General features: G+C 73.5%; 16 protein-coding genes. All 16 read right to left on the reverse strand.

What is annotated here, in order from left to right; translation table 11 throughout:
* On the reverse strand, positions 1-927 hold the full coding sequence (locus PV410_RS17215; protein WP_500325433.1) for an amino acid ABC transporter substrate-binding protein: 927 nt from the start codon (positions 925-927) through the stop codon (positions 1-3).
* Positions 924-2,225, reverse strand: coding sequence for a methylaspartate mutase (locus tag PV410_RS17220; RefSeq protein ID WP_500325435.1), 1,302 nt, complete (start codon positions 2,223-2,225; stop codon positions 924-926). Before PV410_RS17220 ends, PV410_RS17215 begins: the two co-directional genes overlap by 4 nt.
* Positions 2,225-2,683, reverse strand: a complete 459-nt coding sequence (locus tag PV410_RS17225; RefSeq protein ID WP_500325436.1) for a cobalamin B12-binding domain-containing protein — start codon at positions 2,681-2,683, stop codon at positions 2,225-2,227. The genes PV410_RS17220 and PV410_RS17225 overlap by 1 nt, the downstream gene beginning before the upstream one ends.
* A gap of 119 nt (positions 2,684-2,802) precedes the next feature.
* Positions 2,803-3,789 carry a helix-turn-helix transcriptional regulator gene (locus tag PV410_RS17230; protein WP_500325438.1) on the reverse strand — a complete coding sequence of 329 codons (987 nt, stop codon included), beginning with the start codon at positions 3,787-3,789 and terminating at the stop codon, positions 2,803-2,805.
* A 28-nt stretch (positions 3,790-3,817) separates the two neighbouring features.
* On the reverse strand, positions 3,818-5,203 hold the full coding sequence (locus PV410_RS17235; RefSeq protein WP_500325440.1) for an acetyl-CoA carboxylase biotin carboxylase subunit: 1,386 nt from the start codon (positions 5,201-5,203) through the stop codon (positions 3,818-3,820).
* Positions 5,204-5,215: 12 nt separating this feature from the next.
* Positions 5,216-5,764: an acetyl-CoA carboxylase biotin carboxyl carrier protein gene (locus PV410_RS17240; protein WP_500325442.1), complete on the reverse strand. Its 549-nt coding sequence runs from the start codon at positions 5,762-5,764 to the stop codon at positions 5,216-5,218.
* The gene (locus PV410_RS17245) at positions 5,748-7,460 is read right to left on the reverse strand and encodes an acetyl-CoA carboxylase carboxyltransferase subunit alpha (protein WP_500325444.1); all 1,713 of its coding nucleotides are present in this window, start codon (positions 7,458-7,460) and stop codon (positions 5,748-5,750) included. Before PV410_RS17245 ends, PV410_RS17240 begins: the two co-directional genes overlap by 17 nt.
* A gap of 17 nt (positions 7,461-7,477) precedes the next feature.
* Positions 7,478-7,942, reverse strand: coding sequence for a DUF4188 domain-containing protein (locus tag PV410_RS17250; protein ID WP_500325446.1), 465 nt, complete (start codon positions 7,940-7,942; stop codon positions 7,478-7,480).
* Between the two features lie 48 nt (positions 7,943-7,990).
* Positions 7,991-9,403: an aldehyde dehydrogenase family protein gene (locus PV410_RS17255; RefSeq protein WP_500325448.1), complete on the reverse strand. Its 1,413-nt coding sequence runs from the start codon at positions 9,401-9,403 to the stop codon at positions 7,991-7,993.
* Positions 9,400-9,822: a hypothetical protein gene (locus PV410_RS17260; protein WP_500325450.1), complete on the reverse strand. Its 423-nt coding sequence runs from the start codon at positions 9,820-9,822 to the stop codon at positions 9,400-9,402. The genes PV410_RS17255 and PV410_RS17260 overlap by 4 nt, the downstream gene beginning before the upstream one ends.
* Complete coding sequence (locus PV410_RS17265; RefSeq protein ID WP_500325452.1) at positions 9,815-10,231, reverse strand: acyl carrier protein; 417 nt, start codon at positions 10,229-10,231, stop codon at positions 9,815-9,817. The genes PV410_RS17260 and PV410_RS17265 overlap by 8 nt, the downstream gene beginning before the upstream one ends.
* On the reverse strand, positions 10,231-10,920 hold the full coding sequence (locus PV410_RS17270) for an RNA polymerase sigma factor (RefSeq protein WP_500325454.1): 690 nt from the start codon (positions 10,918-10,920) through the stop codon (positions 10,231-10,233). The genes PV410_RS17265 and PV410_RS17270 overlap by 1 nt, the downstream gene beginning before the upstream one ends.
* 224 nt (positions 10,921-11,144) lie before the next feature.
* Positions 11,145-12,374, reverse strand: coding sequence for an MFS transporter (locus PV410_RS17275; protein ID WP_500325456.1), 1,230 nt, complete (start codon positions 12,372-12,374; stop codon positions 11,145-11,147).
* Positions 12,371-13,720, reverse strand: coding sequence for an amidohydrolase family protein (locus tag PV410_RS17280; RefSeq protein WP_500325458.1), 1,350 nt, complete (start codon positions 13,718-13,720; stop codon positions 12,371-12,373). The genes PV410_RS17275 and PV410_RS17280 overlap by 4 nt, the downstream gene beginning before the upstream one ends.
* The gene (locus PV410_RS17285) at positions 13,717-14,970 is read right to left on the reverse strand and encodes an ATP-grasp domain-containing protein (RefSeq protein ID WP_500325460.1); all 1,254 of its coding nucleotides are present in this window, start codon (positions 14,968-14,970) and stop codon (positions 13,717-13,719) included. Before PV410_RS17285 ends, PV410_RS17280 begins: the two co-directional genes overlap by 4 nt.
* Positions 14,958-15,902 (reverse strand): transketolase family protein, encoded by a 945-nt coding sequence (locus tag PV410_RS17290; RefSeq protein WP_500325462.1) that lies wholly within the window; start codon positions 15,900-15,902, stop codon positions 14,958-14,960. Before PV410_RS17290 ends, PV410_RS17285 begins: the two co-directional genes overlap by 13 nt.
* Positions 15,903-16,019: the final 117 nt, after the last annotated feature.

Here is a 16,019-nt window from a genome sequence, read left to right on the forward strand (position 1 = left end):
TCAGTGCAGGGGGACGGCGTAGTGCAGCCCTCCCCGGGTCCACAGTTCGTTGGGGCCGCGCGGCACGTCGAGGCCGGAGGCGGCGCCCAGGTTGCGTTCGTACACGTCGGCGTAGCTGCCGACGGCGGCCAGCACGCGGGCGGCCCACCGCTCGTCGAGCCCGACCGCGGGGCCGTGCGGCCCGGCCTGCGCGGCGGCCTGCGCCGCGCCCTCGTGCTCGGCGGCGGGCAGCAGCTGCAGGACCCAGCGGACCAGCCGGAACCAGTGCGGGTCGGTGTCGCGGACGGCGGCGGCCATCGGCTCCCGGGAGATCGAGACCGGCAGGAGGCGGTGTGCTGCGGGGTCCGGCAGCCCGGCGCGGGCGCCGGCCAGGGCGATGCGGTCCAGGACGTACGCGGCGCAGTCGCCGGAGGCGTACGCGGCCAGCGCCTCGGCCGGGTCGTGGAAGCCGACGGGGACGGTGGTCAGGCCCCGCGGGCCGTACCACGCGGCCAGGTTGACCGGGGTGGTGCAGCCGGTGTGGACGGCGAGCCGCCGCCCCGCGAGGCGGGCCGGGCCGTCGATGCCGTCGGCGGCCCGCACCAGGAAGCCCTCGCCGTCGTAGGCGGTGATCCCGGCGAAGAGCACCGGGTGGGCGGCCTCCCGCCCCAGCGTCCAGGTCAGGTTGCACACCGTCAGGTCGGCCTCGTCCGCCGCGAGCACGCGGAGCCGGTCGGCGGCGCGCACCGGGCGCCAGTCGACGGCCTCCGGGTCGTGGAGGACGGCCGCCGCCACGGCGCGGGCGATGTCGGTGTCCAGCCCCGTCCAGCGGCCGTCGCCGGTGCGCAGGGACAGCCCGCGGATGCCCTGGGAGACGGCGGCGCGCAGGGCGCCCCGGGCGCGGACGGCGTCCAGGGTGCCGGTCCTCGCGCGCGCGGGGGCGGTCACGAGGCGTACCCGGGGAGCGGGCGGGAGGCGCCGGTGAGGTCCTCACGGTCGTAGTGGCGTTCGTTGAAGGAGAGCATCTCGCCCAGGCCGCGTGCGGTGACCGGGGGAACGGGCGCCGCCGGGCCGTCCGTCCGGCCGGCGGTCACCGGCATCGCGCCGGCCTCGGTCCAGCGGAGCACGCCGTAGGGGTCGACGGCGGCGCGGGCGCGGTCGGCGTTGTCCGGGTGCAGGCAGTACGGCACGTCGAGAACGCCGCGGGCGAAGGCCGCCACGAGGGCGTCGCCGACGGTGTCCCCGAGGCCGAGGGCGGCGTCGACGAGCGTCCTGGCCTCCTCGTACAGGCCGGTGGCGGTGGGCCCCGGCCCGGCGCAGGCGTCGGCGGCGGCCGATTCCGCCACGGCGTGCGCGAACTCCAGTGCCTCGACGTTCTCCTCGACGGTGGGGATGCGGTGGGACTCGGCGGGGGTCTTGACCACCAGCCGCTCCGCGCCGCCGCGCACCGCGAGCCGGACGCTGTGCTCCAGCAGCCGGTAGGAGCCGATCGGGGTGCGCGGGAAGACGCCCATGAAGGTGTAGAGCACGAGGTGCCGGTCGGTGTCCGCCAGCCGTTCCGCGGCCAGCCGGCGCAGCGCGGCCAGGGCCTCCAGGTCCTGGCCGGGGTGGACCTGCTGGGCGTAGCTGAGCGAGATGCCGGTCAGCCCGTGCTCGCGGAAGAACATCCCCTCCAGCACGCTGAGCGCCACCAGCAGCGACGGCGGGCACAGCTGGCCGAGCATGCAGCCGCCGAAGGTCTCCAGGTGCGGGGGCACGGGCAGCCCGGCCAGGAGTTCGCAGGCCTCCCGCCACTCGCGGACCGCCGCGGCGAGCGGGGTGCGGCTGTAGGGCAGGCAGTACGAGACGGGGCCGCCCTCGGTGGCGTCGATCCCGGCCTCGGCCATGACCCGGAACAGGCGCAGCGGCAGGGCGGTGCCGTGCCGTACCTGCACGGGGAAGTCCCGCGCGGCCGTTCCGGCCAGCAGCTCCTTCACGGCCACGGGCCCGTGGGCGATCAGCGGGAAGCCGTTGAGGTCGGCGGCGCGGTCGCGCAGGGCGCGGCGGGCGGCGGCGTAGTCGTGGCAGCGGGTGTAGCTGTCGAGGGTGATGGTGCCGACCGAGGTGGCGCGGGCCTCGCGCACGGCGCGCAACCCGGCCCGCATCCGGTCGAGTTCGCCGAAACCCATGCGGGGCTGGACGACCAGTCGCCCGGCCGCGCGGGCCCGGCGGACGAACGCGGAGAAGCGGTCGGGGCTGTACGGCATCAGGCCACCTCCGCCAGGGCGGGCGGGGTGCGCAGCGCCCGCAGGTAGGCGCCGAAGCGGGCCAGCGCGCCGCCGCCGGTGTCGTCGCCGTCGGCGAAGACGGCGTCGTAGCCGGCGGCGGCCAGACGGGCGGCGAGGCGGGCGTCGTCGCGTCCGTGGACGCCGAGCTTGCCGCCGATCACGACGGGGAGGGCCGCGAGTGCGGGATCGGCGCGCAGGGCGCGGATCAGACGCAGGCCGTCGAGGTGACCGTGCCCGTTGACGGTGCCGATGACCAGCAGGTCCGGGCGGAGCGCGCGGCAGGCGCCGGCGATCTCCGCGTCGGGGGTGAGGCTGCCGAGGTTGGACACCTCGTGGCCGTGCTCCTCCAGCAGCAACTGCAGGAACACCAGGTTCCACATGTGCGCGTCGGAGGAGACACCGGAAACAATGATCCGCCTCCGGGAGGCAGCAGCCATGCCAGTCATTGATTCCCTCGGTAGGAATGTGGAGTGGGCCGGGGAAATCATCCGCGGCGCGCCGCCGGAGGGTCCAGCGGGGCCGGGTGGAAATACCCGAACGTCGCGATCAGGAATTTCTATCCCGCACTGTCCGGATCGTCCCCGTTCCCGAACAGGTCCAGCCTGGTTGCGGCCATGCCCAGTTGGAAGCGGGTCTCCACACCGAGCTTCTCGCACATCCCCGACAGGTAGCGGCGGAGCGTACGGGTGGAGATACCCAGCCGCCGGGAAATGAATTCATCCGACCTGCCGAGTTCCAGCTGGCGCAAAATGGCCACCTCGACGTCCTCGAAGACGTCGCCGTCGAAATCGCCGTCTACCGGTTTCGCGTGCTCCCAGATGTGGTCGAATATCACTTCGAGAAAGGAGACCACGGTCGGGTCGCGGAAGAGCGCGGCGCCGCCGCCCTTTCCCGTGGACACCAGGGCCACGACCCCGTCCAGCAGGATCATCCGGCCGGGTATGACCGCCGCGGTGCGCAACTGGGCACCGAGGTCGCCCAGTCGGGTCATGTGCCGCAGCGCCTCCCGCTGCCGGCGCGCGGTGTGCGGGACCACCGTCCGGTACCGCACGCCCCGGTCGAGCAGGTCGCGGTCCAGGTCGAGGGCGGCCCGCAGGGTCTGCGGGCCGCCGAGGGTGGGGTGGGCGGTGAGCACGCGGTCGCGGACCTGCGACGACAGGTCGGCGAGCCGGTGCCGTACCGCGTCGCCGTCGGTGAGCAGTTCGGTGGTGGTGCCGGCCAGCCGCTGCCGCTGGTGGGCGTCGTACAGGGCGCCGAGCGGGCCGAGGTCACGCCGGGTGGTGTCGATCTGGCGCAGCAGCTGGTGCGCCTGGAGGCTGAGGGAGGCGGTGAGTTCGGCCGCGGCCAGGCCGGGCGAGACGACCTCGTAGCGGCAGGGGCCGTCCGGGTGCAGCAGCCGGTGCGCCATCAGCCGCTTGACCGACTCGTCGAAGTCGTCCGGAACCAGTCCGAGTTCCGACGCGCACCGGTCGGCGTCCGGCGACACCTGCAGCAGGTGCCGGTAGACGCCGATGTCCTGGGATGTGAGCTCCTGGTCCGACACGGCGGCTCCCCTCGGCTGGTCGTGCTGCTCACATGGCGAAGTGGCGCTCCAGGAAGTCGGTGGCCACGTCGCCCCGGCGGAACTCGGGGTGGCCGAGGATCTCCTGGTGCAGCGGGATCGTGGTGTGCACGCCGGGCCCGGAGACCTCGAACTCCGCCAGCGCCCGCAGGGTGCGCTCGATGCAGCTGCCGCGGTCCGGGCCCCAGACGATCAGCTTCCCGATCATGGAGTCGTAGTACGGGCTGACGCGTGAGCCCGGGTCGTAGTCGGTGTCCACCCGGACCCACGGCCCGCCGGGGACGCGGTAGCGCTCCAGGAGTCCGGGCGTGGGGGCGAAGGCCCGGGCCGGGTCCTCGGCGTTGATGCGGCACTCGATGGCGTGCCCGCGGATCTCCACGTCCTCCTGCTTGACCGACAGCGGGCTGCCGGAGGCGACCCGCAACTGCTCGCCGACCAGGTCGACGCCGGTGACCAGCTCGGTGACCGGGTGCTCGACCTGGATCCGGGCGTTCATCTCCATGAACCAGAAGACGTCCTCGCCGCGGGCGCCGTCCCCGCCGCCCTCCCCGTCGCCGGCCTCCAGCAGGAACTCCACCGTGCCCGCGCCCCGGTAGCCCACCGCGCGGGCACCGGCCAGGGCCGCCGCGCCCAGCCGCTCCCGCAACTGCGGGGAGACGCCGGCCGAGGGGGACTCCTCGACGAGCTTCTGGTGACGGCGCTGCACCGAGCAGTCGCGCTCGCCCAGGTGCACGGCGCCGTCGAAGTCGTCGCAGACGACCTGGATCTCGATGTGCCGGGTCTTCTCCAGGTAGCGCTCCATGTAGACCGCGCTGTTCTTGAAGACGGCCTGCGCGCTGGCCCGGGTGGCGGTGTAGGCGTCCCTCAGGTCCTGCGGGCGCCGTACCACCGTGATGCCGCGGCCGCCCCCGCCCGCCGCGGCCTTGATGATGACCGGGTAGCCGATCGCGGCGGCGACGGCCTCGGCGGCCTCCACCGAGTCGACCGGCTCGATGGTGCCCGGCAGCAGCGGCAGTCCGGCCTCGGTCATCAGCCGGCGGGCGGTGGCCTTGTCGCCGACGTTCTCCATGACGTCCGGGGGCGGGCCGACGAAGGTGATGCCGTCGTCGGCGCAGATCTCCGCGAAGTACGGGTCCTCGGAGAGGAACCCGTAACCGGGGTGGATGGCCTCGGCACCGGTCTTGACGGCGGCGCCGATGATGTTGGGGATGTTGAGGTAACTGCGCGCGGGCGCGCCCGGGCCGATGTGCACGGCCTCGTCCGCGGCCTTGACGAACCGGGCGTCGGCGTCCGGGGTGGAGTACACCGCCACCGTGCGCACGCCCAGGTCGCGGCAGGAGCGGATGATGCGCAGCGCGATCTCCCCGCGGTTGGCGACGAGCACCTTGTCGAACACGGCTGTGCCCTCTCAGTCGACGGGGACGAGGTCGATCAGCGGCTGGGCGTACTCGACGACCTCGCCGTCCTGGACGTGGATCGCGTGCACCCGGCCGCGGGTCTCGGCGGTGATCGAGTTGAGCAGCTTCATCGCCTCGATGATCGCCAGTTGCCGGCCGGGCTCGACGACGTCGCCGACCTGCACGAAGGGCTCCGCGCCGGGCGAGGACGCCCGGTAGTACGTGCCGACCAGCGGTGCCGTGACGCTGACCAGCCCGGCGGGCGGGGCGTCCCCGTCGGGCACGGCGGGGGCGGCCGGGGCGGCGGGCGCCGCCGGCTGCGCGGGGGCGGCGGTGCCCGGTGCGGCGACGGCGGGGGCGGGCGTGGGGGCGGCCGCGACCGGGGCGGACTCCCACTCCACGTCCACGCTGATCCCGCCGGCCCGCAGGGTGATCCGCCGCAGGGTGCCGGGCAGTTCGCCGGCCAGCAGCCGGGTCTGCGCCCGCAGCTCCTCCACGGTCATCGCGCCGTCGGCGCTCCCGCCCGCCGCCTCGGTGGTCTCCTCAGTGCTCGTGCTCATCACGCTTCTCCCAGTCCACTACCGGCTGACGGTCGGGGTGCCCGAAGCGGTCGAACCTGTCCCGGCGCACCTCGACGAGCCGGTCCCCCGGCAGGTCGAGCAGCGGGGCCAGGGCCCGTACCAGGGCGGTCTTGACATTGAGCGCGGTGGCGTACGGCGCGGTGTGCGCGCCGTCCGGCGGCTCGGGCACGATGGCGTCCACCACGCCGAGGCGCAGCAGGTCCGAGGCCGTGAGCCGGAGCGCGTCCGCGGCCCGGCCGGCCTGCTCGGCGGTGCCGAACAGGATGGTCGAGCAGCCCTCCGGGCTGATCACCGAGTAGTACGCGTTCTGCAGCATCAGCACCGTGTTGGCGACGCCCAGGGCCAGAGCCCCGCCGCTGCCGCCCTCGCCGGTGACGACGGAGACCACGGGCACGCGGACCCGGGAGAGTTCGAGGATGCACTCGGCGATGGCCAGGCTCTGGCCCCGCTCCTCCGCGCCGATGCCGGGGAAGGCTCCGGGGGTGTCGACGAGGGCGACGATCGGCAGGCCGAACCGGTCCGCCAGCCGCATCAGCCGCAGCGCCTTGCGGTAGCCCTCGGGGTTGGGCATCCCGAAGTTGCTGCTCACCAGCTCCGCGGTGTCGTGGCCCTTCTGGTGGCCGAGGACGACCACGCTCTGGCCGCCGAGCCGGGCGATGCCACCGACGAGCGCCCGGTCGTCGGCGAAGGCCCGGTCGCCGTGCAGGGCGACGAAGTCGTCGAAGACGTAGCCGATGTACTCGCGCGCGGTGGGCCGCTGGATCGTGCGCGCCAGCGCCACCGTGTCGCGGGTGCTGCGCACGGCTGGGACGGGCGTGGTGAGCGGCTCGGCGCCCGCCGGGTCCGGCAGTTCGGGCACCGAGGGACCGAGCAGGGTCAGCAGCCGGGCCAGGTGCTCGCGCTGGTTCTCGCGCGGCACGACCGCGTCGATCATGCCGTGCTCCAGCAGGAACTCCGCGCTCTGGAAGCCCGGCGGCAGCTCCTCGCGGATGGTGTTGCGGATGACCTGCGGTCCGGCGAAGCCGATCAGGCTGCCCGGCTCGGCGAGGATGACGTCGCCGAGCATGGCGAAGGAGGCGCTGGCGCCGCCGAAGGTCGGGTCGGTGTTGAGGTTGATCACCGGCAGCGCCGCCTCGCGCAGGGCGGCGATCCACTGCGAGGTCTTGGCCATCTGCATCAGGGAGAGCGCGCCCTCCTGCATGCGGGCCCCTCCGGAGGCGGCGACCAGCAGCAGCGGCAGCCGTTCGGCGAGGGCCTGGCGGGCCGCGGCCGCGATGGTCTCGCCGACCACCGAGCCCATGCTGCCGCCCATGAAGCTGAAGTCGAGCACGGCGGCGACCAGCGGGCGGCCCTCGATCGTCAGGCGCCCGGCGAGCACGGCGTCGTTGCGTCCGGTCCTGGCCTGGGCGTCGCGCAGCCGGTCCCGGTACGGCTTGCTGTCGGTGAAGCCGAGCAGGTCGCGCGGCCGGTGGTCGTCGGGGAAGGCGCGGAAGCTGCCCGGGTCGGCGAGCTGCTCGATCCGGGTGTCCGGCGGTATGCGGAAGTGGAACCGGCACTCGGGGCAGACCTTGCGGTTGCGGTCCAGCCGCTTGCCGTAGATGAAGGCGCCGCACGCCCCGCACCTGCGCCACTGGACGTCCTGGCCGGCCCGTACCGGCCCCTGCTGCTGTGTCACGGCGGTGTCCCCCTCCCCTATCCGTGGTCCGGGACCTGCGCGAGCGGCCGTTGCGGCCGGCCGGCGGTGGCCCTGGCGATGCCGAACGGCGGCATGTTGCGGTAGACGGTGTGCGTCCGGGCGGGGTCGACGACGTAGGCCTCGTGGAAGATCCCGACGGCGCCATCGTTGCCGACCGTGCGGTTGAAGCGGGCCCAGGCGGGACGGTGGGCGGCCTCGGTGTTGCGCGAGTACGCCATCAGCTCGTCCATGCTGCGCCAGTACTGGACCATGATCACGGTGCGGTTGAGCCAGGTGCGCGAGCCCAGGAAGCCGTGGTCCTTCTGCTTGTTGAGCTCGATCAGCATCGGGAACATGGCCAGGAAGGACGGCAGCCAGCGGTGCACCTTCCAGAAGCTGTTGATCCTCATCCCGATGAGGAAGAGGACGGTGCCCTCGGGCGGGTCCGCCACCTGGGGTACGGTCTCGACCTTGCCTGCCACGGGGGCGCTCCTCTCGGATCTGCTCGGCTCGGAACGGTGGGTACAGGCTCAGAACGGGTAGCCGCGGGGCGGGACGCTGCTGGTGAGCGTGTGCCAGCGGGTGAAGGCCTCCAGGGCGGCCCGGCCGCCGAAGCCGGAGGCGTTGCCCGACGCACCGACGCCCCCGAAGGGCAGCCGGGGGTCGTGGCCCACGGTCTGGTCGCCGACGTGGACGACGCCGCAGCGGATCCTGCGGGCCAGCGCCCGGCCGCGTTCGGCGTCGGAGGTGTAGACGGCGGCGGTCAGTCCGTGGTCGGAGGCGTTGGCCAGGGCCACCGCCTCGCCGTCGTCGGCGAAGGCGGTGATCGTGGCCACCGGGCCGAAGACCTCGGTCCTGAAGATGTCCATCAGCGGGGTGACGTCGGCCAGGACGGTCGGCGGGAAGTACGGTCCGCGGGCCCGGCCGCCGGTGACCAGCCGGGCGCCCTGGGCGATGGCGTTCTCCACGGCGGCGGCGATCGAGGTGAGCTGCCGCTGGTCGATGACCGGCCCGATCTGCGCGTCCTCGCGGTACGGGTCGCCGATCCGCAGTGCCCCGGCGTGCCGGGCGAGCGCGGCGGTGTACTCCGCGGCCACCTCGCGCTGGACGAGGTGCCGGCGGGCGGCCATGCAGATCTGGCCCTGGTGCAGGAAGGACCCCCAGGAACCGGCGGAGGCGGCCTGTTCGAGGTCGGCGTCCGGCAGGACGACGAAGGCGTTCTGCCCGCCGAGTTCGAGGACCACCCGCTTCAGCAGGCGGCCGCAGGTCGCGCCGATCTCCCGCCCGGCCTCGGTGGAGCCGGTGAACGACACCATGGCCACGTCCGGTGCCTGCACCAGGGCCCGGCCGGTGTCGGCGCCGCCGTGCACCACCTCCAGCACGCCCCCCGGCAGCCCGGCGTCGGCGAGGATCCCGGCCAGGACGCGGCCGCCGGACAGCGGGGTGTGCGGATCGGGCTTCAGCAGCACGGTGTTGCCCAGCGCGAGGGCCGGGGCGACCGAGCGCAGGGCCAGCAGCAGCGGGAAGTTCCAGGGGACGATCACCCCGACGACGCCCAGCGGCACCCGCCGCACCTCGGTCTGCCTGCCGGGGTCGGAGCCGGGGCCGTGCGGGGCCTCGGGCTCCCGCACCAGTTCGGCGGCGTGCCGTAACTCCCCGGCGCCGGCGTGGACCTCGTAGAAGGCCTTGCCGGGGATCGACCCGCCCTCGCGGACCAGCAGGTCCTGGACCTCCTGGGCGCGTTCCAGGAGCAGCCCGGCGGCGCGCTCCAGCACCTCGGCCCGGTCGGTGGCCGGCAGCGCCGCCCAGCCCGGCGCGGCGGCGGCCGCCCGGCGGGCGGCCGAGGCCACGGCACCGGGTCCGGCGAGCGGGACGCCACCCAGCTCCTCGCCGGTGATGATCTCGCGGCTGACCAGCAGCCCGGTCTCGGTCGCTGTGCTCACCTGCGTACCTCGGTCTCGTCGTCGGTGGGGGTGGCGGGGCGCTCGCGGCGGGTCAGCACGGCGAAGGCGGTGACCCGGCCGGCGTCGGCGGTGACGGTCACGTTGACGTCACCGCTGAGCACCGTGTCGGCGAAGCGCGCCAGCTCTCCCTTGAACAGCAGGGTCCAGGGCCCTCCTTCGGGGCCCCGTACGTCGATGTCGCCCCAGCGGCCGCCCACCCGGGGCGGCGCGGCCAGGGCTCGCAGCGCGGCCTGCCGCAGCGACCAGCCGACCGCCGAGGCGCCGCCGGCCGGCAGCCGCAGCGCCTCGGGGCCGTGCCAGGCCACCAGCCTCCGGAAGGAGTCCACGTGGACGTCGCAACTGCCCACCCGCACCACGGTCCTGCCCTCCGCGGACGCCCGCGCCGATTCCTCAGGCATGGACCGGCCGCCCTTCGGCCAGCATGTGCTCGACCATCGCGACGAGGTTCCCGACGGTCAGCCGCTCCAGCATCCGGTCGAGGGTGAGTCTCCCCGCCCAGACTTCGGGGTCGAGTTGCGGCATGACGACCGCCAGCCTTTCCAGACCGCGCCGGCTGATGATTCCGTTCGCGTCGCAGAATTCCTCGTCCGGGACCTCGCCCTGGAGATAGCGGCCGCACCGTTCGACGGAGAGGACCACCGGGACGCAGCATTCGATCCGGAAGAACACGTCGAGCAGGTCGAGCGATTCCAGGCCGAGGTCGGAGGCGAAGGCGAGATCGGGATGGTATTTCTCCGGGTCGATTCCCATCGCCTCCACGACGACGGACCGCACCAATTCCTCGACGTCATAGCGAGGCATGCGCATCACTCCCATCCGGCAGCTCGGCCGGCCGCGGCTTCGGGGCCTTCCCCCACCAGATCCGCCGACCGCCCCGGACCGGACACCTCGCCCCCCGGGCACCGCCCGCAGGGCGCCGGCCCGGACGGCGGCACGGGCTCGCCCTCCTCCGCGGCCGCCAGCGCGCGGCGCAGTCTGCGCAGGCAGCGGGTGCGGATGGGGCCGACCGAGCCCAGCGACATCGACAGCGCCGAAGAGATCTCCTCGTACGAGGCCGGCGGGTCCTCCAGCGCCATCCGCAGCACGCCGCGGCACTGGTCCGACAGGCCGTGGATGGCCCGCAGGACCTCTTCCTTGCGGTGCGCCCGCAGGGTGATCTGCTCGGGGCTCTCGTGGTGGCCGGACAGGACCTCGAGGGTCTGGCTGTCCCCCACCATGACGAGTCGCTTTCCCCGTGTCACCACTTTGAGGGATTCACGCCTCGCCACGGTGGCGAGCCAGTCACCGATCCGGTCCGGGTCGCGAATGCGGTCCACATTCTGCACCAGCCGGAACCAGGTCAACTGCCGTACGTCCTCGGCGTCCACGTCGTTCATCCGGTGGCTCCGGATGACGGACCAGACGAGCCGGCCGAATCGCTCGACCATCTCGTCCCAGGCCGTTTGTTCCCCTCGCGCACACCCCGCCAGAAGCTCCGCATTCCCCTTCCGGGTCATTGGGATTCCTCCGTCTGGAAATTACCGGACTTTCGACGGGTGCGTATTCCATGCAACCCGGCGCGGGGGTTTGCGGGCAAGCGGTGCCCGCTGTCAGCAAGCGGCCTGGCCGCACCTGGACAGCGGTGCGTCCGGTGCGCGGACCGGGTCACGGTGGCGCACGCCTGGGCGCGCCCCACGGCGGCACCGCACGGGTGCGGTGCCGCGGGTGCACCCGACCCTCCCTAGGCCGCCGAAGGCGCGGGGGCGGGGGTCGTCTCGGGGTCGGGGCCGGGTTCGGCCGTGCGCTCGCGGGCGGAGACGCCGAGGCTGACCAGGGCGCAGGCGGCCGCGAGGGCGGCGGTGAGGTACCAGTTGAGCCCCGGGATCCCGGTGTTGTGGGCCAGGTCGAACAGGGCGCCCGCGACCAGCGTGCCGGCCATGTTGCCGAAGCTGCGGAAGAAGTGCATGGCGCCCATCGCGCGCGCCAGCCGGTCCGCCGGGATCCGCCGGGTGACCCACAGGTCGAACGAGGGCGTGAAGAGGATGTCCCCGAAGACCACCACGAAGCAGCCGACCACCACCCACAGCACGTTCCGCCCCGCGCCGAACAGGACGAACGCCAGCGCCATCGCACCGAACGCGACCGCCATGACCTGCCCGGGACGGAAGTGCTTGATCATGAACCGGAAGGCCGGGTACTGCAGCGCCATCAGAGTGATGCCGCTGATCCAGAAGGGCGCCGAGACCGGCAGCCCCTTGACGTACTCCTCCATGAACAGCGGCATGCCGACCAGGAAGCTGATCGACATGATCCAGAACAGGCTGGACAGGAAGAAGTAGCGCGTGCCCGCACCCGCCTTCAGGCCCTTCAGGACCGCGAAGTTGACCAGCGGGGTCGCTGCGGCGGCCGCCCGGTCCTGCTCCTCGTCGCGCGGGATGACGAAGACCGCGGCCAGGCAGTAGCCCGCGAAGAGCGCGAAGACCACCCCGAACAGCACGCGCATGTCGGCCCACAGGAAGAGCCCGCCGACGACCGCACCGGCGATGACGCCGGTCTGGCAGGCCATCTGGAAGTACGAGAAGGCCTTCGCGCGGTGCTCCTCCGGCAGCGCGCCCAGGATGTTCTTCAGCCCCGGGAAGGACATGCCCGACCCGAAACCGACGAAGAAGGCGCACAGACCGTACGCAACGAGCCCGTCCGCGAAGCCCATCAGGCCGAGGGCGACGGCCTCCAGGGCGATGCCGGCGATGACGCTGCCGCGGGTGCCGAGGCGGGCGCCCAGCCCCTCGTAGAAGAAGGTGGAGGACAGCCGGCCCACGTAGGTCAGGAACATCACGAACCCGGCCCAGAAACCGCTGTACTCGACGCCCAGGGTGGAGACGAGGTGCGGGAAGTAGATGTAGTTGCCGACGTGCGCCAGCGCGATGCCGACGCAGACACCGGCGAGCGTCCTTTTCGCCGTTGCGTTCACGAGTCCGACCTCTCGTCGTGGTGCAGGCCGACCTTCCCTCCCGAGGGGGTCGCCCGCAGGGACCTGATCTCCTGCGCGACGGCCTGGCGGTCGACCACCACGCCTGCCGCGACGGTGAGTTCGGGCAGGGTGGACAGCGGTTCTTCCTTGGCGGCCGCCGGGAGCAGGTTGAAGGTCGCGGGGGCGCCTTCGTGAAGAAGATCCGGCGAGGGTGCCGACCCGGACACCTCGTCGAAGAAGAGCCGGTTGTCCAAGGTGGCGGCGCGCAGCAGGCCGTGCCGCAGGGCGGCGCGCTCGCGCGGGTCGTCGCCGGCGAGCCGGTCGAGCTCCCCGAGCAGGCTGTAGCCGTGGAAGGCGCCGGTGTTGCCGCAGTCGGTGCCGACCAGCATGCCGCGGCGGGACAGGGCCCGGAGGCTGTTGGCCCGCATGGTGGCGAGCGCGGCGGTGCGGGTGTCCTGGCAGCCGAAGCGGATGCCGAAGGGCTCCTCGACGCCCGCGACGAAGTCGAGGTTGGCCGGGTCCTGGGTCTCGCGGAAGCCGGGCCTGCCGTACTCGCGCCGGAAGTCCTCCCGCTCCATGACCATCGGGTACAGCCCGCCGAGGGTGGAGACGAAGCGCGCCCCCTCCAGGGCGTGCCAGTCCTGCGCCGTCAGCTCCAGGTCGCGGACGGGGTGGGCGAAGAGCCGGAAGCCGTACGCGTACGCCTGCAGGACCTCCTCGCGGGTGTTGCAGTCGAGGATCGCGGGCAGCCCGTGCGCGTGGACCACCCGCGCGACGTGCTCCAGCACGGGCGCGGGCAGCCGCGAGAAGCGCCGGGCCGTGCCGGGCTGCTCGGTGCCGTCGGTGAACATGACCTTGAGGAAGGTCGCGCCGCGCGCGCGGTTGGCGGTGATCAGCGGCTCCAGGTCGTCGCCGACCCCGAGCATGAAGACCGGAGCGGGGAACTCCACGCCGTGCCCGGTCAGTCCCTCGCCGTCGCGCATGGAGGTGGCCGCGTAGCCGCAGTGCGCCAGCCGCGGGTACGGCACCGGGGACGTGGCGCGGCCGGCCTCCCAGGCGTCGGCGACCAGCGGGAAGCCGAACATGTCGACGACGTGCGTGACGCCGTGGAAGAGGTACGACAGGGCGGAGATCCGCGCGTCGTCGAGGGAGTCGTCGAAGTTGGCGGGCAGCGCGAGGTGGGCGTGCGCCTCGACGAAGCCCGGCCACAGCTCCGGCTCGCCGCCGGCCCGGACGTCCCGGTCGGCGACCGCCTCGATCCGGGTGAAGACCCCCTCGCCGACCTCCACGTCGTACAGCGTCTGCGGGTCGAGGAGGGGGACGGCGACGCGCCGGAGCGCGCTCACCGGGCGACCTGGACGGACAGGTCGACGGCGATCCGGTCCAGCGCCGCCTCGCAGCGGCCCCCGGCCTCCGCGCGGCCGTTGCCGGTGAAGATCACGTGGCCGAGCCAGTCGAAGTTGCTCTTCGACAGCCGCGCGACACCGGTGCCGGGGGCGCGGTAGCTGAGGGCCTCGACGAAGCCCGGCTGCTCGTTGAGCGCGGTGAAGTCCACCGCGCGCAGGGTGCCCTCGACCGGCGAGCCGAACCAGCGGCCGCTCGCGGTGACCGTGCCGGGGAAGGGCAGGTCCGGCGTCTGACCGAGCGCCTGGCGGATGACCTCCAGGTAGGGGTCCACCCCGCTGGAGATCTTCATCAGCTGCGGCACGATGCCGCCGATGAGCCGGCCGTTGACCTCGCACAGCACCGGGCCGTCGGCGGACAGCAGGTACTCGGCGTGGATGAAGCCGAAGTCGATGCCGAGGGCGCGCAGCGCCTTCTCGTTCATCTCGAACAGCTCGTCCTGCAGCGGGTGGCCGCGGAAGTACGTCGCGCCCATCTCGATGAAGTACGGGAAGCCGCTCAGGCAGCGGTCGGTGATGCCGAGGTTGACGATCTCCCCGCCGTCCAGCACCACGGCCTCGACGGAGACCAGCTCGCCCTCGACGAACTCCTCGACGACGACGTCCGGGATGCGGGTGACGCCGCGCCCGTAGTCGGCGACCTCCGCCAGGTCGGCGAGGTAGGCCGCCAGGTCCTCCTCGCCGGTGAGGTGCAGGACGTGCAGGCTCGCCGTGCCGTCGGAGGGCTTGACCACGCACGGGAAGCCCACCTCGCGGATCGCGGCCTCCACCTCGTCCAGGGCGCGGGCGTGCGCGAAGCGCGGCTGGCGCACGTCGGTGCCGGCGAGGGTGAGCCGGGTGCGGTGCTTGTGGCGGGCGTTGAGGGCGCCCTCCACGCTCATCCCGGGCAGGCCGAGGGCGCGGGCGACGGAGGCGGTGTGGACGGTGTGGTACTCGCTGTAGGTCGTCACGCCGTGGACCGGGCTGCTCGCGTGCACCTCCTTCGCCAGCTGCTCCAGCGCGTCGATGGAGAACGCGGACTCGCTGGTGATCACCCGGCAGCGGGGGTGGGCGAAGGCCGGCTCGGCGAGCGGTGACGCGGCGACGTAGAAGCCGGGGTCGGCGCTGACCAGCGTCACCTCATGGCCCAGGGACAGGGCGTTGGCGATGCCGGCGACGCCGTTCGGATTGCATTCGACCATCAGTACGTGCATGAGAACCCCCTCGGTTGGTGCGGGATCGGATTCAGTGCGCGGAGCACGGCGGGCAGGTGGAGGCCGAGCGCGGCCATCACCTCCTGGTGGTCGCCGCCCTCGGACGGCCAGCCGTGGCCGGCGCCGACGGAGGTGACCTCGCAGGCCGGCAGCAGCAGCGCGAGGGCCTCGGCGACGCCGCCCTCGGTGCGGTGCTCCTCGACGACGACGAAGCGGCGGTGGTGGCGGGCGAGTTCGGCCGCGGCGCGGGAGAGGTGGGCGTGGTCCAGGTAGGTGAGGTGGGCGTGCGCGGTGCCGGGGCACTCCGCGCGGGCGGCCAGCGCGAGCCGGGTGCCCTCCTCGCCGACCGAGACCAGGCACCGCTCGCCGGCGGCGCCGGAGCCGTGGTGCTCCCAGGTGACGGTGCCGCCCTCCGCGACGGGCGCCCGCAGGCTCTCGTACGCGGCGTTGCGGCCGGTGCGGATGTAGTGCGGACGTCCGGAGCGCACCGCGGCACGGACCACGGAGCGCATCTCGGCCTCCCCGTACGGCGCGGCGATCGTCACGCCGGGGATGCTGCGCAGGACGGCCAGGTCCTCCAGGCAGTGGTGCGTCGTGCCGAACCACGCGCCGGACACGCCCGCGTACGGGGCGACCACGGTGACGCCGGCGCGCAGGTAGCCGAGGGTCAGCTTCAGGCTCTCGGCGGCGCGCAGCGCGGCGAAGGGGGCGAAGGTCGAGACGAACGGCTTCCATCCGGCGGCGGCCAGACCGGCCGCCATGTCGACCATCGCGGCCTCCGCGATGCCGAGGTTGAGGAACCGTTCGGGGTGCGCCCGCTGGAAGGGGTGCCCCTTGCCGCCGAGGTCGGCCTCCAGGCACAGGACCCGGTCGTCCCCGGCGGCGAGCGCGGCGAGTTCGGCGCGGTAGGCGTCGCGCCCGGACAACGTCATCGCAACGGTCCCTTCCACGGAGCGGCGCACACGGCGACCGCGAGGGGACGAGTGGCGGTGTCCCCGCCGAAGGCCCCGAACCGGCCACGGTGGTGCGCCCGCTGGAAGGGGTGCCCC

The sequence above is a fragment of the Streptomyces sp. PA03-5A genome (assembly GCF_033792725.1).
Taxonomy (GTDB): Bacteria; Actinomycetota; Actinomycetes; order Streptomycetales; family Streptomycetaceae; genus Actinacidiphila.

Coding starts and splice junctions, on each gene's coding strand:
- PV410_RS17260 (WP_500325450.1), bottom strand. CDS start 9,822: ATGCCTGAGGAATCGGCGCGGGCGTCCGCGGAGGGCAGGACCGTGGTG.
- PV410_RS17240 (WP_500325442.1), bottom strand. CDS start 5,764: ATGAGCACGAGCACTGAGGAGACCACCGAGGCGGCGGGCGGGAGCGCC.
- PV410_RS17220 (WP_500325435.1), bottom strand. CDS start 2,225: ATGCCGTACAGCCCCGACCGCTTCTCCGCGTTCGTCCGCCGGGCCCGC.
- PV410_RS17285 (WP_500325460.1), bottom strand. CDS start 14,970: ATGCACGTACTGATGGTCGAATGCAATCCGAACGGCGTCGCCGGCATC.
- PV410_RS17225 (WP_500325436.1), bottom strand. CDS start 2,683: ATGGCTGCTGCCTCCCGGAGGCGGATCATTGTTTCCGGTGTCTCCTCC.
- PV410_RS17265 (WP_500325452.1), bottom strand. CDS start 10,231: ATGCGCATGCCTCGCTATGACGTCGAGGAATTGGTGCGGTCCGTCGTC.
- PV410_RS17270 (WP_500325454.1), bottom strand. CDS start 10,920: ATGACCCGGAAGGGGAATGCGGAGCTTCTGGCGGGGTGTGCGCGAGGG.
- PV410_RS17290 (WP_500325462.1), bottom strand. CDS start 15,902: ATGACGTTGTCCGGGCGCGACGCCTACCGCGCCGAACTCGCCGCGCTC.